The organism is Microbispora sp. NBRC 16548, from assembly GCF_030268985.1.
GTDB lineage: Bacteria > Actinomycetota > Actinomycetes > Streptosporangiales > Streptosporangiaceae > Microbispora > Microbispora catharanthi.
Genome location: NZ_BSSF01000008.1, coordinates 353932 through 368783 on the forward strand (window position 1 = coordinate 353932; position 14852 = coordinate 368783).

The window sequence follows — 14852 nt, forward strand, 5'->3', positions numbered from 1 at the left end:
GGCATCCGGTTGGGCGGTGAGCCCGGGCGTCAGACGGCCCAGCCGCCGTCGACGTTGATCGTCGCGCCGGTGACGTAGCGCCCGCCGTCGCCCGCCAGGTGGGCCACGGTCTCGGCGATGTCGTCCGGCTGCGCGTAGCGGCCGAGGACCGTCAGTCCCCGGACCGTGTCGGCCATGGGGCTGTCCGCCGGGTTCGAGGCGGTGTCGGTCGGGCCGGGGTTGACGAGGTTGACGGTGATGCCGCGCGGCCCGAGGTCGCGGGCGAGTCCCTTGGTCATCCCGGTCATGGCCGTCTTGCTCATCGCGTACAGGGCGAAGCCCGGGAAGACGGTCCGCACGGCGACGTTGCTCCCGATCGTGATGATCCGGCCGCCCTCGGTCATGTGGCCCGCCGCCGCCCGCGCGGCCAGGAACGGCCCGCGCACGTTGGCCGCGAGCGTACGGTCCACCTCGTCCGGCCCCAGTTCCTCGATCGGCGCGACGTGGAAGACCGCCGCGTTGTTCACGAGGACGTCGAGCCGGCCGAACTCCGCGGCGGCCTCGTCCACGGCCGCGGCGACCGCCGCGGCGTCGCCGTTGTCGGCCCGGATGACCAGCGCCCGCCGGCCCATCCCCTTCACCTTCTCGGCCACGGCGGCCGCGCTGTCCTCGTCGCGCTCGTAGGTCAGCGCCACGTCCGCGCCGCGCTCGGCCAGCTTGAGGACGACCGCCGCGCCGATTCCCCGGCCACCCCCGGTGACCAGGGCCGCCTTGCCGTTCATGTCGTTGATTTCGTTCATGGTGTCGAGCATGGCGACAACGGCGCCGGGAGGTCCGGCGGTGATCGGACCTGGCGTTCGGGCCTCGCGTCAGGCGCCGCGCGCCCGGAATGCGGCCGTCTTGACCCGGTTCTGGCAGGCCGTGGAGCAGAAGCGGCGGGTGCCGTTGCGGGAGGTGTCCACGTACACGCGGTCGCAGTGCGGCGCGGTGCACACGCCGAGCCGGTCGTGCAACTCGCCGCCGAGCACCACGGCGAGGCCGGTCGCGCAACTGGCCGCGTAGTTTCCGGCCAGGGTGCCGCCCGCGCCGTGGAAGTGCAGGTGCCAGGGCTCCCCGTCGTGCCGGTCGAGGTGCGGGCGCGCGTCCGTCTCCGCCAGCAGTGCGTTCACGGTGAGCGCCGCCGCGTCCACGTCGCCTCGCGTCACCGCCTCGAACACGCCGCGCAGCCGCCCCGCGACCTCGGCGAGCGCGCCCGCCTCCGCCTCGGTGACCGTGGGCGCCCGCCTGTCGCCGGTCGCGAGAACGCCGGCGACCGCGGCGGCCCGCGCCTCTCCCGTCGGCGGCTCGTACGACCGGCCCCGCGCCTCGCCTTCGGTCAGCGCGTTGACCAGGCCGACGGCGACCGCGACCACGCCATCAGTGTGACTGTTGAAGTTCACTTGACCAGTTACGTCCTTGCGTTCTACGTTGTAACTGCCGAAAGCATACACGCCAGTTACAAGGAGACGGCATGCTCACGTTCGACGTGGCCACCCGGTGGATCGATCGTTGGGACCGCCAGCAGGAGGGCTACCTCCCTGACAGGGAGGAGCGCTTCACCGCGCTGATCGACGCCGTCGAGGGCGGCGTGGGCCGCCCGGATCCCCTGGTGATCGACCTCGGCTGCGGCCCCGGCTCGCTGTCGGCCCGCCTGCTGGACCGCCTGCCCCGGGCCAGGATCGTCGCGGTCGACGCCGACCCTCTGTTGCTGTCGCTCGCCCGGGCGGCGTACGGCGACCGCGACGGCCTGCGCCTCGCCGACCTGGACCTGCGCGAACCGGGATGGAGCCGGGCGCTCGGCCTCGACCGCCCGGCGGACGCGGCGGTGAGCACGACCGCGTTGCACTGGCTGGCCGAGCACGACCTGCGCGCCGTGTACGCCGAGCTCGCGACCGTGCTGCGACCGGGTGGGCTGTTCCTCAACGGCGACCACTTCAGCTCCGAGGACACCACTCCTGAACTGGCGCGGCTGGAGCGGGCCGTCCACGAGAGCGAGGAGCGGCGGCGCTTCTCCGACGACCGTCCCGAGGACTGGCGCCAGTGGTGGGACGCGATCGCCGCCGACCCCGAGCTCGCCGGTGTCGCGGCGCCCCGGCCGGCCACCGCGGCACACCACGGCTCGGAGTCGCTCCACCTGTCCACTCACGTCGAGGCCCTCCACGCGGCGGGCTTCGCCGAGATCGGGACGCTGTGGCAGCGCGGCGACAACCGCCTGCTCTGCGCCGTGCGCCCGTAATCTCCCCCGACCGCCGATCTCCCCGACCGCTCTGTCCGGCGGCCTGCCGGGGTTTGCCCGCCGGGTCGCCGGAAAGACGGACGCCATGACACCGACCGTGCTCACCGTCAACGCGGGTTCCAGCAGCCTCCAGCTGCATCTGGTGCGGGACGGCCGCGTGCTGCGCACCGAGCACAGCGAGCACAGCCCGGACCCCGCCGCGGCGGAGCGTACGCTGTCGGACTTCCTGTCCGGGACGGACGCCGAGGTGACCGCGGTCGGTCACCGGCTCGTCCACGGCGGCGAGGCCGTCCGCGCGCCGGCGGTCGCCGACGACGACGTGGTGAAGGCCGTGCGCGGATACGCCGACCTCGCGCCGCTGCACGTGCCGCACGCGCTCGCGCTGGTCGAGGCGGCCCGGCGGGTGCTGCCGTCCGTGCCGCACGTGCTGTGTCCCGACACCGCCTTCCACGCCGGGCTGCCCGCCGCCGCCGCGACCTACGCCCTGCCCGCCGGGTGGCGGCGCCGGTGGGGCCTGCGCCGCTACGGCTTCCACGGGCTGTCGTACGCGTGGGCGACCCGCCGGGCGGCCGAACTGCTCGGACGCCCGGCCGGGCAGGTCAACCTGGTCCTCACGCATCTCGGCGGCGGATGCTCGGTCTGCGCCGTGCGGAGCGGCCGCAGCGTGGACACCTCGATGGGGTTCACGCCGTTGGAGGGCGTGCCCATGAGCAAGCGTTCCGGCAGCGTCGATCCCGGCATGCTCCTGTGGCTGCTGTCCGGCTCACGCCTCACGCTGGAGGAGCTGCGCGACGGGCTGGAGCACGACTCGGGCCTGCTCGGGCTCTCCGAGGGCCTGTCCGGCGACACCCGCGACCTGGTCGCCTCGTCCGAGGAGGCCGCCGCCTTGGCGCTCGACGTGTTCGTCTACCGGGTGAGCCGGGAGATCGCCGCCTCGACCGCCGCCCTCGACCGGCTCGACGCGCTCGTGTTCACCGGTGAGATCGGCTGGGACCAGCCCGAGGTGCGCGAGGCCGTGTGCGGCAGGCTGTCGCTCCTCGGTGTCGAGCCGCCCGCCGTCGACGACGTGGACCGGGATCGCGTCGTCAGCCCGCCGGACGCCCGCCTGCCGGTCCTCGTCGTACGGCCCCGCGAGGAGCTCCAGGTCGCCCGGGAGACCCTCGCCGCGCTCGGCCGTCCCGCCGGCGAAGGCATGCGGCCGTAGAATCCGCAGACATGCGCATCTTCACCGTGGACTCCTTCACCGACCGGCCGTTCCGGGGCAATCCCGCCGCGGTCTGCCTCCTCGACGAGACCGTTCCGGACGAGTGGATGCTGGCGGTGGCCGGCGAGATGCGCCATTCGGAGACGGCCTTCGTGCTGGAGCGGGACGAAGGGCCGCGCTCGCTGCGCTGGTTCACCCCCGCGGTCGAGGTCGCGCTGTGCGGGCACGCCACCCTGGCCACCGCGCACGTCCTCTACTCCCTGGGGGAGTCGGGGCGGCTGGAGTTCGACACGAAGAGCGGCGTGCTCGCGACCGAGCAGGCGGACGGCGGGCTGATCGCGATGGACTTCCCCGCGAAGCAGGCCGCGCCGTGCCCGCCGCCGGACGGCCTCGTCGAGGCCCTCGGCGTCACGCCGGTGTGGACCGGCCGCAGCGAGTTCGACCTGCTGGTCGAGGTCGGCTCGGCCGAGGAGGTCCGGGCCGCCGACCCCGACATGGCGCGGCTGGCCGAGGTCGAGGCCCGGGGCGTCATCGTGACGGCGTCCGGCGAAGGCACCGCCGCCGACTACGTCTCCCGGTTCTTCGGCCCCCGGGTGGGCGTGCCGGAGGACCCCGTCACCGGTTCGGCCCACTGCGTGCTCGCGCCGCACTGGTCGGGCAGACTCGGCCGGGACGCGCTGGTCGGGGAGCAGGTGTCGCGGCGCGGCGGGACCGTGCGCACGACCCTGCGCGGCGACCGCGTCGAGCTCGCCGGGCACGCCGTGACCATCTGGTCCGGCGAACTGGAGGTCTGACCTCCTCCCCCACGGTCGCGTCAGGCCGGCACGGCGAGGGCGGCCTCGATCCGCCGGACGGCGGTGATCGCCCCGAACGCCAGCAGCCGCACGAGGTCGGCGTCGGACCGTCCGCCCCCGGCCTCCCGCCAGGCGGCGACGTCGGCGTCGGTCACCCGATAGGGCGCGAGGGCGGCCAGCAGGGCGAGCCTGGCCGCCGGGCGCTGTGCGGGTGCGACGTCCGCCAGCGGACCCGACGGCCAGCCGGACAGGGCAGGGTGTTCGCCGTCCCAGTCCGCGACGGCCTCCACGACCGCCTCCCTGGCCGTGTCGCCCAGCAGATGAACTCCCTCCCCCGCCGCGGCCAGCAGCGCGGCGAACGCCGTCCCGGCCGGGGTGCCCGCCGCCCAGGCCGGGACCGGGCCCGACGGCAGCCCACGCAGCAGCGGCAGCGCCTCGCCCTGCGGCAGCCTGCGGCGTACCGTCCTGGCGAGGGCCCTGCCGCCCAGGCCGCGTACGAGCCGGGACCGCTGCAGGCCGGCGGGCAGGAGGTCGTCGGTCAGCAGCGACGACACCATCCGGTTGATGAAGTGGAAGGCGAGGGCCGTGCCGATTAGCTCGGCCGCGTGACCCGGCGGGCACGGCGGCGCCTGCCCGGACGTGGCCGTGCCGGTGGCCCAGGCGAACAGCCGGGCGTGCTCCGGATCGGACGGCTTCTCCCCGCGCGCGACGGTCTCGGCCAGCTCGTGCTCGCCGGTCGCATGCAGGAGCACGGTGTGCGCGTCGACACAGAACGGGCACTTGTTGGCGAGGGAGACCCCGGTGGCGACGACCTCCTTGGCCGCCCTCGGGGCCTGCCCGGCGAGCAGCGACTCACGCAGCATCGCCCATGTGGGAGCGAGCACCTCGGGAGCCGGGGACAACGTCAGGAACAGCGGCATGCGGGCCATGCCGAAATCACGGGCGATCTGGGCGTAGACCTGGGCGATCAGCCCGGCCGCCGCCTCCGTGGGCACCGGGGTCACATAGCGATATGGCGTCGGCATCTCGGTCTCCTCATCGGTCGTGCTGTCATGCGGACCGATCCTGCCGAGCGCGGCCGCCCCCGTCGTCGTACGGCGGAAGGCGTTCCGAGCCGCTCCCGGCGCGGCTGCGAGGCGGCGACCGTACTACGGCGGGAGTAGCGCAGGATCGGTCCGCCGGGAGGAGGCGGCGCGAAACGGCTCGGTCTACCCTGCTGACATGGACGGCGATCGCGGACGGCAGGCGTCCCCCAGCCCATTGGCGTCCCCTGACTCACCGGTGACCGTGGACGCACCGGCGTCGCCCGGCCCGCGGGCGTTCGCGGACCTGTTGGCCTTCCCCGATGGACCGGCCCTCTCCGGCGACCGGACGGAGGCCGGCCGCCGCAGCCTCCCCCGGTTCTACGCCTCGGATGCCGCGAGCGCGGCTGTCGTGGCGGTGCTGCTGGCGGTCGCCACCCTGCTTCCGGGCTCTCCGAGCGGCCCCGCGCAGCTGGGGGTGGTGGGCTACCTGCTCCTGGTGGGCGGGTCCGCCGCCCTGGCCGCGCGGCGGACGGCGCCCGTGACGGCGCTCGTCGTCGCCGCGGCCTGCATGCTGGTCTACGCCCTGCGGGTGCATCCCGAGACCGCGACCGCCTTCCCCCTCCTGATCACCGTGTTTTCCGCGGCCACCGCGGGCCGGCGCTTGTGGGCGGCGTCGGTCAGCGCCGCCTACCTCGCCGGTGTCCTGCTGGTGGAGCTGTCGGACCTCGGTACGCGGACCCCGCGCGAGGTGGTGGACCGGGTCGGCCTGCTGGTCGGCTGGTTCGTCGCCGCCAACGTGGCGGGGGTCGTCTCCCGGCAGCGGCGGGCGTACCTGCGCCAGGCCGAGCAGCGCGCCGTCGAGGCGGAGCGCACCCGCGAGGAGGTCGCGCTGCGCCGCGCCGGCGAGGAGCGGCTGCGCATCGCCAGGGAGCTGCACGACTCGCTCACCCACACCATCTCGATCATCAAGGTGCAGGCCGGCGTGGCCGTCCATCTGGCGCGCAAGCGGGGCGACGACGTGCCGGCCGCGCTGCTGGCGATCCAGGACGCGAGTGCGGACGCCATGCGGGAGCTGCGCGCGACGCTGGAGGTGCTGCGCGAACCCGGCCCTGACGACGCGCCCGGCACGGCCCGGGCCGACAGGATCGGCGAGCTGGTCGAGCGGGCGCGGTCGGCGGGCGTGCCCGCCACGCTGGCGATCAGCGGCACGCCGCGCGCCCTGCCGCCCGAGGTCGACCTGGCCGCCTACCGGATCGTGCAGGAGTCGCTCACCAACGTGGCGCGGCACGCGGGCCCCGCCTCGGCGTCCGTGCACGTCCGCTACCTGCCCGACACCCTCGTCGTACGCGTCGAGGACGACGGCAGGGGTCTGCCCGCCGCGGCGACGCCACGACACGGAGCGGACGGGACCTCCGAGGCGGGCACCGTGGTCCGGCCCGAAGCGGTTCATGTGGGCGTCGGGCTCACCGGTATGCGGGAGCGGGTGTCCGCGCTCGGCGGGAGGCTCCAGACCGGTCCGGGGGCGGACGGCGGTTTCACCATCCACGCCGAGCTGCCCTTGCCGGCTGTGGAGGGAGCGGCGTGATCAGGGTGCTGCTGGTGGACGACCAGGCGCTCATCCGGGCCGGATTCAAGGCGCTGCTCGATGCCGAGGACGGCGTGGAAGTGGTCGGCGAGGCGGGCGACGGCAGCCAGGGCCTGGCGCTGGCCGAGCGGCACGTCCCCGACATCGCGCTCGTGGACATCCAGATGCCGGTGATGGACGGCATCGAGACGACCCGCCGCATCGCCGCCGATCCCCGCCTGGCCGCCACCCGGGTGGTGATCCTGACCAACTACGGGCTCGACCGCTACGTGTTCGACGCGCTGCGCGCGGGCGCGAGCGGCTTCCTGCTCAAGGACACCGAGCCGGTGGAGCTTCTCCAGGCGATCAGGGTCGCGGCGCGCGGCGACGCCCTGCTGTCCCCGGCGGTCACCCGGACGCTCATCAGCGAGTACGTCTCCCGCCCGCCGGACGCCGTGCCGACGGCCGCTCTCGAGGAGCTCACCAACCGCGAACGGGAGGTCGTCGCCCTGGTCGCGCGCGGCCTCACCAACGAGGAGATCGCCGCGCACATGGTGATCAGCCCGTTCACCGCCAAGACCCACGTGAGCAGGGCGATGACCAAGCTCGGTGCGCGGGACCGTGCCCAGCTCGTCGTCTTCGCCTACGAGTCCGGCCTGGTGGTCCCCCGGAGTTCCGCCAAGCGCGGCTGACGGGGGGATCTAGGATCGCGCTCATGGGTCTGCGTACGCCCGCGGCCGTGGTGCTCGCCCTGCTCTCGCTCGCGGCCTGCTCCCCCGGCGGACCGCCGGGGCCGGAAAACCTGGCCGCACGCGTCAACCCGCTGCCCGCCGGCGTCGAGGGACACGGTGGTGAAGGGCCCGGTGGTGAAGGACACGGTGGTGAAGAGCTCGGCGCGGCCGTCTTCCTCGCCCGCGTCCCCGACGAGACGCGGGACGACATGCTCGGCCTGATCCGGGTGGGCCGGTTCGGCGACGAGCTGCCGAAGGGCACGTGGGTCCGCCGGCACGTGGAGGTCGCACTGGGCGACCCGGCCGCTCCCATCGCGGTACGCGGCCTGGCAGGGGATCCCCGCGACGCCGTCCTGGTCTCCGGCGACGTCGTCGACGCCACGCTTCCCGCTCACGTCTTCGTCGAGGGGACGTTCCCCGTCGGCCCCACCGTGTCCGCGACCACCGGGCGATGCCTGCTCGTGCGTACGGACGGCCGGATCGAGCAGCCGGGGCCCGAGGCGCAGTGCGAGCGCGCCCCCAACGGGGGCGTGTACTGGTACGGCCCGGGATCGACCGACGCCGGCGGCGTCGACCTGCGCGACGGCACCGCGACCCCGAGGACCTCCGTGCCGGCGTTTCCGGTGGCCGTCTCCCCCGACGGGCGCCACCTGGCGTCGCTGCGGGACGACGCGCTCGTCATCACCGACACCCGGGACGGCACCCCGGTGACCGTGGGCCGGTCGAGCCGCGGCGCCCCCGGCGCCTTCACGGGCGACGGGTACGCGACGATCCTGCGGCAGGACGACGGCGCGTCGGTGCTGGCCGTCGCCGGTGTCCACGGCGAGGTCCGCCGGCTGGTGGACGATGTCGGGACGGCCGCCTTCACGCCGGACGGCCGCCGTGCCCTCGCGATGGCGGGCCGTGCCCGCCCGCGCCTGGTCGTGGCCGACCTGCGGACGGGCACGCTCACTCCGGTCAAGGGCTTCCCTGCGGACGACGGCAGCGTGAAGATCGCCGTCGCGGGCGAGCACGCGCTCGTCGCGGTGCTCGCCCGGAACGCGGACATCGGTGACCCGAAGCCCGCCGAGGTGTGGGATGTCGACCTCCGGCAGGCCCGGGCGCGCCGGGCCGTCACCGTTCCGCGGGCCCGGCAGGCCGTGCCGCTCCCCGCCACCCCACGGGGAGGGCAGCCGGCCGGCCCCGGGACGGACACCCCGGGCGTGACGGGCATCCGCTTCGCGCCGGACGGCGTCGTGGTCGCCCTCACGTCCGAGGGGGTCACCGCGGCCGGACCGCCCGGAGCTTTCCTGGTCACGGCCCTTCCCGGGCGCCGGATCCTGTTCTCCCGTGACACTCGCGATGCCGGCGACGGTGGCGGCGACGGTGGCGGTGGCGGTGGCGGCGACAGCGGGGATGACGGCGATGACGGCTCGCTCACGGTGGTGAGCGAGCCGGGCGCCGCGGTCCGGATCGCGACCGGAGCGCGGAAGGGCCAGGCGGTCGACCGCGTGCTGCCCACCGCCGACGGGCGGCACCTCATCGTCTCCCTGCGCCCCCGAGACAGCCTGCGCGCCGGTCCCGGCCCGGATCACGAGATCGTCCTGGCCCGCCTCGACGGCGGTGCCCCGCTCGTCCTCTATCGGGGCGTCGTCCTGGCCAGCGTCGGCCTTTAGCCGAAGTCGCGGAACAGCGACCGGATCGCTCCCCGCGGGGACCCCGCTCGCGGTTGCGGGACGGTCCGCCTACCGCCGGGCCGGCCCGGGGCCCGCTCCGGACGCGTACCGGTCCGAGTCAGGCGTACCGCTCGCGCAGGCGGGCCGCCGCCTCGACCACGTTGGCGAGCGCCGCCTCGACCTGCTCGTACGAGCGGGTCTTCAGCCCGCAGTCGGGGTTGACCCACAACCGCTCGGCGGGCACCGTCCGCAGCGCCTCCGTGAGCAGGCGCTCCACCTCGTCGGCGCCCGGCACCCGCGGCGAGTGGATGTCGTAGACGCCCGGCCCCAATCCCCTGGGGAAGGCGCCGACCGCGCCGAGCAGGCGCCCCCGCGAGCGCGCCGACTCGATGCTCGTGACGTCGGCGTCGAGGGCGTCGATCGCGGCGAGGATCTCGTCGGCGTCCGAGTAGCACAGGTGCGTGTGGATCTGCGTGTGCTCGCTCGCGCCCGAGGTGGCCCATCGGTAGGCCGCGACGGCCCACTCCAGGTAGGCGGCCTGCTCGGCGCGCCGCAGCGGCACCAGCTCGCGCAGCGCGGGCTCGTCGACCTGGATGACGCGGATGCCCGCATCCTCCAGGTCGCCCACCTCCTCCCGTACGGCGTCGGCGACCTGGAACACCACCTCGCGCAGCGTCAGGTCGTCGCGGACGAACGACCACGCCACGATCGTCACCGGGCCGGTGAGCATGCCCTTGACCGGCTTGCTCGTCAGCGACTGGGCGTGCCGCGCCCAGCGGACGGTGATCGGCTCCGGCCGCCGCACGTCGCCGTGCAGGATAGGCGGGCGGGTGCAGCGCGAGCCGTACGACTGGACCCAGCCGTGCCGGGTGACGGCGAAGCCGTCGAGGTGCTCGGCGAAATACTGCACCATGTCGTTGCGCTCGGGCTCGCCGTGCACGAGGACGTCCAGCCCCAGCCGCTCCTGCAGCGCGATGACCTGCTCGATCTCCGCGCGGACCATGCTCTCGTACGCCGCCTCGCCGATCTCCCCGGCCGCCAGGGCCGCCCGGGCCCGGCGCAGCTCGCCCGTCTGGGGGAAGGAGCCGATCGTGGTGACCGGGAGAAGCGGCAGCTTCAGGTGCTCGGCCTGCGCCGCGGCCCGTACGGCGTAGGGGGCGCGGCCCTGCGCCGTCCGGACCCGGGAGGTGTGCGGACGTTCTTGTGCGGCGAGGTGTTCGGGCAGGTGACGACGGGGTGTGGCCGCGAGCAGAGCCGCCAGTTCGACCACCTCGGCGACCTTCTGCTCGGCGAAGGCCAGCCGCCGCCGCAGCGCGGGATCGAGGCCGGTCTCCCGTTCCACGTCGTAGGGCACGTGAAGGAGCGAGCACGACGTGCTCACCACGACCCGCCCGGCGCGCTCCCGCGCCGCACGCAGCGTGGCCAGCGCGCGGTCCCGGTCGGCGCGCCACACGTCCCGGCCCGACACCACGCCGGCGACGACCGTCTTGCCGGCCAGGGCGTCCACACCATGTGCCGTGCCCCGGACGAGGTCGAGGCCGACGGCCTCGACCGGCGTTCCGGCCAGCACGGGCAGCGCGTCGCCGAGATCCCCGAAATAGGAGGCGACCAGCAGCGCGGGCCGGTTCTCCAGCCGTCCCAGCCGCCCGTACGCCGCCTCGACCGCGGCCAGTTCGGCGGCGGTGCGGTCGGTCACCAGGGCGGGCTCGTCCAGCTGCACCCAGCCGACGCCCTCCGCGGCCAGTTCGGCCAGCAGGCGCGCGTACACCTCGACGACGTCGTCCAGCCGGTCGAGCGGAGCGAAGCCGTCAGGACTGTCCGGCGTGGCCTGCGACAGCAGCAGGAACGTCACCGGCCCGACCAGCACCGGCCGGGTCTCCAGCCCCAGCGCGCGGGCCTCGCGTACCTCTGCCAGCGGCTTGGCGGCGTCGAGGGAGAAGACCGTGTCCGGGCCGATCTCGGGAACGATGTAGTGGTAGTTGGTGTCGAACCACTTGGTCATGCGCAGTGGGGCGATCCCCTCGGCGCCCCGGGCCATCGCGAAGTAGGTCGCCAGATCGTCGTCGTGCCGGTAACGCCCGGGCACCGCGCCCAGCAGCACCGCCGTGTCGAGCACCTGGTCGTAGTAGGAGAACGTGTTCGACGGGAGGCCCTCCAGGCCGAGCGCGGCGAGCCGCCGCCAGGTGTCCCCCCGCAACCGCCGCGCGGTCTCCTCCAGGTCCGCCCGGCTGGAACGCCCCTCCCAGTACGCCTCCAGCGCCCGCTTCAACTCCCGATCCGGCCCGATCCGCGGATACCCCAGCACGGTCGATGCGGGAAAAGACGACGTCATCACCACTCCTCATGCGTCGAACAGGACGTCCCGCATCCTCCCCTCACCCCGTCCCACACCCAGGGATCTATTGACAACGCTTATGGATCAACTCGACGGTTGGCCAGAGCTGTCAGCGGGGGGCGTCCATGCGCTGTGTGCCGATGACCGACAGCAGCCGCAGCGCCTCGTCGGACGGCGAACCGGGGACGGCGGTGTAGATGACCACCTGCTGGTCGCGGTCGGTGATGTCGAGGACGTCGCAGTTGACGGTGATCGGGCCGACCATCGGGTGCTGGAAGGTCTTGCACAGCGTGGACCCGTCCGACACGTCGTGGGAAGCCCAAAGCCGCGCGAACTCCGGGCTCTTGGCGAGAAGCTCGGCCACCAGCCCGGTCACCTCGGGCGCGTCGGGATAGCGGGCGGCGGCGGCACGCAGGCGCCGGGCCGCGTGCTGGGCGAACTCGCCGGCGTCGGAGACCCCGTACAACCGCCGTCCCTCGCGGTGCGGGCCGAGGAACACGCGGCGCACCAGGTTGCGGTCGCGCCGGGACAAGGCCGAGAAGTCCTCCATGAGGGCGGCCGCCAGCTCGTTCCAGGCGAGCACCTCGAGCGTCGCGGACGTCACGAACGCGGCGGCCTGCGGCAGCCGCGCCAGCAGGTCCAGGATGCTCTGCCGCACCTCGCGCGAGGGCCCTGGCGGCGGGGCGGGCGGGGCTCCGGCGAGGTGATGGAGATGGGCGCGCTCGGCGTCCGACAGGCGCAGGGCCCGGGCCAGCCCGGCCAGCACCTCGCGCGACGGGCGCGGACCGCGGGCCTGCTCCAGCCGCGTGTAGTACTCGGTCGAGATGAACGCCAGCTGCGCCGCCTCCTCACGCCGCAGCCCCGGGGTACGGCGCCTGGGCCCGGCGGGCAGCCCCACGTCGGCAGGGCTGATCCGTTCGCGCCTGCTGCGCAGGAAGTCGGCCAGTTCTCGTCGGTTCACACCTCCAGTGTGCGCGGAGCGCGGAGGCGATCCAGGTACTACCGATGCCTGGATAGGCCGCGCCCACCGGCGCAGGCTCACTGCCATGGACAACACAATCACCACCGGCACATCCACCCCCGCCACGCCCGGCGCTCCTGGTCTGCTGGCCGGCAAGGTCGCCTTCGTCAGCGGCGCCGGACGCGGTATCGGAGCCGCGGCGGCGCGGCTGTTCGCCCGGGAGGGCGCCCGGGTGCTGCTCGCGGCCCGGACGGAGGCCGAACTGAAGGCGGTGACCGAGGAGATCCGGATGGCGGGCGGCACCGCGGACCACGTGGTGTGCGACCTCGCCGACGCGGCAAGCGTGCGGGCCGCCGTGAGCCGCGCGGTGGACCTGTACGGCCGGCTCGACGTCGCCTTCAACAACGGGGCGACCGGCCAGCAGCCCGGCCCGATGGATCGGATGCCGGAGGCCGGCTTCGACCGCATCTACGCCGTGAACCTCAAGGGCGTCTGGCTGGCCATGGTCGCCGAGGTGGAGGCGATCCGGGCCACCGCGGGCACGGGCGCCATCGTCAACAACTCGTCCGTCGGCAGTTGGGGAGGCAACCCGGAGCTACCGGCCTACGGTGCGATGAAACGGGCGGTCAACAGCCTCACCGAGTCGGCCGCCGTCACCTACGGCCCCGAAGGCATCCGCGTCAACGCCATCGCTCCCGGCAACACGCTCACCGAGATGATCCGTGCCTGGGAAGCGGAGTCCCCCGGTCTCCAGGAACGGCTCACGGCGCTGACACCGCTGCGCCGCGGGGCCGACCCGGCCGAGATCGCCGAGGCCGCCGCCTGGCTGCTGAGCGACCGCTCCTCCTTCGTGACCGGCGCCGTCCTGCGGGTCGACGGCGGCGCCGGGGTCTGAGCCGGGGCAGAGATCCTCCCTTGCGGGGTTCGGGCCCACTGTCCCGGCTACCAGATTCGTCCGCAGTCCTCCGGCCCCTCGCCTGGTCCCGAGCGGATTCATCGACCGTGCTTATGGATCAGGCTCCGCCATACTGCCTGCATGCGGCATCGTGCCGCTTCTCGGCAGAGGCGCGGGCGACCTGCGGTCAGGTCGCGTCGTAGGCGGCGGCCACTCGTTTGGGCACGACCATGCGCCAGGCGTCGACGATGAGCTCCCGCATCTCGGTCTCGTCGATGACCGCCATCCTGACCCGGACCCACTGGTAGCGCTCGTCCGAGGGAAGGGGCATGAGGAACTTCTCCGGCTCGGAGGCCACGAGGGCCGCCCGCTCCTCCTTGGGGAACGCGAAGCCCATCAGGGTCTCGTCCGGGGAGATAGAGGCGTACACGATGCCCCTGATCCGGAACTTCACATGATCGCGCACCAGCGCTTCCTCGGTGCGGGGCAGTGCCCGCGCGACCCGCCGCACGTCGTCCACCGTGACCATCAGGCGCCTTCCTCGACGCGGACGGCTCCCGCCGTGGCCGGCAATGAAAGATCGAACATCGTCACCGGACGAAGGGTAGCCGCGGCCACCGACATTCCGGCCGATCCCGTCACGCGGCGGGGCCGCCCTCGGCAAGCCGTACGCTCACGGGCGGCGGGCGGCGGCCAGGAACATGGGCACGGCGAGGAACAGCCTGCCCCGCCGCGCGCGGCCGGTCTGCTCCGCGATCCAGTCGTCGGCCTGCCGCCGGGTGACCGCCCCCGCCGCGTACGCGCCCTCGGCGAGGCCGGTGACCATCGGCAGGAGCGAACCGTCCGTGAAGACGCCCGTACGGACCTCGGCGGTGACGTCCGCGAAGCCCGCGTCGAGCAGGAGGTTGCGGTGACGGCGGGCCGCGTGCGGGCTGGGAACGGCGTCCGCCCTCGCCCGCACCATGACCCGGGTGAGGGCGGGGTCGTCCGAATCGATCACGAACGTGTCCCAGTCCTGCCCCACCAGCACGATCCGCCCGCCCGGGGCGAGCACCCGCCATGCCTCGGCCGCCGCCCGCGCCGGATCGGCCAGGGCATGGTAGACCTTGTCGGCCCTGTAACCGGCCAGCTCGCCGTCCCCGAACGGCAGGTCGCAGGCGTCCGCCCGGCGGAACTCCAGGCCCGGGTGCCGGGACCGGGCGACCTCGATGACCTGCCCGTCCGCGTCAAGGCCGATCGGTTCCGCCCCCAGGGCGGCCATCTCCGCGACGGCCGGTCCGGCGCCGCAGCCGACGTCCGCCACGCGGCTCCCGGCCGCCAGGCCGAGAAGTTCGTACGAGCGGGCACGCAGCGCCACCTGGCCCGGATGCCTGTCCACGCGGTCGAGAAGGGCGATGAGGGTGTGGTTCGACATGGAGGACAGCCTCCGACTTA

Annotated in this window: 14 protein-coding genes; 7 read left to right on the forward strand and 7 right to left on the reverse strand. The window is 74.2% G+C overall.

All coding sequences use genetic code 11. The features are described 5' to 3' along the window. Nucleotides 1–29: 29 nt before the first annotated feature. Together QSK36_RS24280 and QSK36_RS24285 are read right to left on the reverse strand one after the other, a co-directional pair. The gene (locus QSK36_RS24280; protein WP_285783976.1) at nt 30–779 is read right to left on the reverse strand and encodes an SDR family NAD(P)-dependent oxidoreductase; all 750 of its coding nucleotides are present in this window, start codon (nt 777–779) and stop codon (nt 30–32) included. Between the two features lie 69 nt (nt 780–848). Next, nucleotides 849–1391, reverse strand: a complete 543-nt coding sequence (locus tag QSK36_RS24285; RefSeq protein WP_352240829.1) for a CGNR zinc finger domain-containing protein — start codon at nt 1389–1391, stop codon at nt 849–851. 98 nt (nt 1392–1489) lie between these two features. On the opposite strand from QSK36_RS24285, the gene QSK36_RS24290 reads away from it, so the two are divergent. From QSK36_RS24290 to QSK36_RS24300, 3 genes are all read left to right on the forward strand, one after another. Continuing rightward, nucleotides 1490–2254, forward strand: a complete 765-nt coding sequence (locus QSK36_RS24290; protein ID WP_285783978.1) for a class I SAM-dependent methyltransferase — start codon at nt 1490–1492, stop codon at nt 2252–2254. Between the two features lie 85 nt (nt 2255–2339). After that, nucleotides 2340–3458 carry an acetate/propionate family kinase gene (locus tag QSK36_RS24295; protein WP_285783979.1) on the forward strand — a complete coding sequence of 373 codons (1119 nt, stop codon included), beginning with the start codon at nt 2340–2342 and terminating at the stop codon, nt 3456–3458. Nucleotides 3459–3469: 11 nt separating this feature from the next. Further along, on the forward strand, nt 3470–4252 hold the full coding sequence (locus tag QSK36_RS24300; RefSeq protein WP_285783980.1) for a PhzF family phenazine biosynthesis protein: 783 nt from the start codon (nt 3470–3472) through the stop codon (nt 4250–4252). Between the two features lie 20 nt (nt 4253–4272). Here the strand turns inward: QSK36_RS24300 and QSK36_RS24305 are convergent, their stop codons facing one another. After that, nucleotides 4273–5277: a carboxymuconolactone decarboxylase family protein gene (locus QSK36_RS24305; RefSeq protein ID WP_285783981.1), complete on the reverse strand. Its 1005-nt coding sequence runs from the start codon at nt 5275–5277 to the stop codon at nt 4273–4275. A 196-nt stretch (nt 5278–5473) separates the two neighbouring features. Here QSK36_RS24305 and QSK36_RS24310 point away from each other — a divergent pair, with 196 nt between their 5' ends. From QSK36_RS24310 to QSK36_RS24320, 3 genes are read left to right on the forward strand one after another with little or no spacing between them, the layout of a single operon-like run. Next, nucleotides 5474–6862, forward strand: a complete 1389-nt coding sequence (locus QSK36_RS24310) for a sensor histidine kinase (protein ID WP_285783982.1) — start codon at nt 5474–5476, stop codon at nt 6860–6862. Further along, nucleotides 6859–7533, forward strand: a complete 675-nt coding sequence (locus QSK36_RS24315) for a response regulator (RefSeq protein ID WP_139575761.1) — start codon at nt 6859–6861, stop codon at nt 7531–7533. The genes QSK36_RS24310 and QSK36_RS24315 overlap by 4 nt, the downstream gene beginning before the upstream one ends. A gap of 23 nt (nt 7534–7556) precedes the next feature. Further along, the gene (locus QSK36_RS24320) at nt 7557–9227 is read left to right on the forward strand and encodes a hypothetical protein (RefSeq protein WP_285783983.1); all 1671 of its coding nucleotides are present in this window, start codon (nt 7557–7559) and stop codon (nt 9225–9227) included. Nucleotides 9228–9345: 118 nt separating this feature from the next. Here QSK36_RS24320 and metE read toward each other — a convergent pair whose 3' ends face one another. After that, entirely contained in the window at nt 9346–11559 is a 2214-nt protein-coding gene (gene metE, locus QSK36_RS24325; protein ID WP_285783984.1) for a 5-methyltetrahydropteroyltriglutamate--homocysteine S-methyltransferase, read from the reverse strand. Between the two features lie 112 nt (nt 11560–11671). After that, entirely contained in the window at nt 11672–12523 is an 852-nt protein-coding gene (locus QSK36_RS24330; RefSeq protein WP_183535208.1) for a helix-turn-helix transcriptional regulator, read from the reverse strand. An 85-nt stretch (nt 12524–12608) separates the two neighbouring features. Here QSK36_RS24330 and QSK36_RS24335 point away from each other — a divergent pair, with 85 nt between their 5' ends. Next, a complete protein-coding gene (locus QSK36_RS24335) occupies nt 12609–13418 on the forward strand; it encodes an SDR family NAD(P)-dependent oxidoreductase (RefSeq protein WP_285783985.1) in 810 nt (269 codons plus the stop codon). Nucleotides 13419–13605: 187 nt separating this feature from the next. Here QSK36_RS24335 and QSK36_RS24340 read toward each other — a convergent pair whose 3' ends face one another. Together QSK36_RS24340 and QSK36_RS24345 are read right to left on the reverse strand one after the other, a co-directional pair. After that, nucleotides 13606–13947: an MmcQ/YjbR family DNA-binding protein gene (locus QSK36_RS24340; RefSeq protein ID WP_285783986.1), complete on the reverse strand. Its 342-nt coding sequence runs from the start codon at nt 13945–13947 to the stop codon at nt 13606–13608. A gap of 144 nt (nt 13948–14091) precedes the next feature. Continuing rightward, a complete protein-coding gene (locus QSK36_RS24345) occupies nt 14092–14832 on the reverse strand; it encodes a methyltransferase domain-containing protein (protein ID WP_285783987.1) in 741 nt (246 codons plus the stop codon). Nucleotides 14833–14852: the final 20 nt, after the last annotated feature.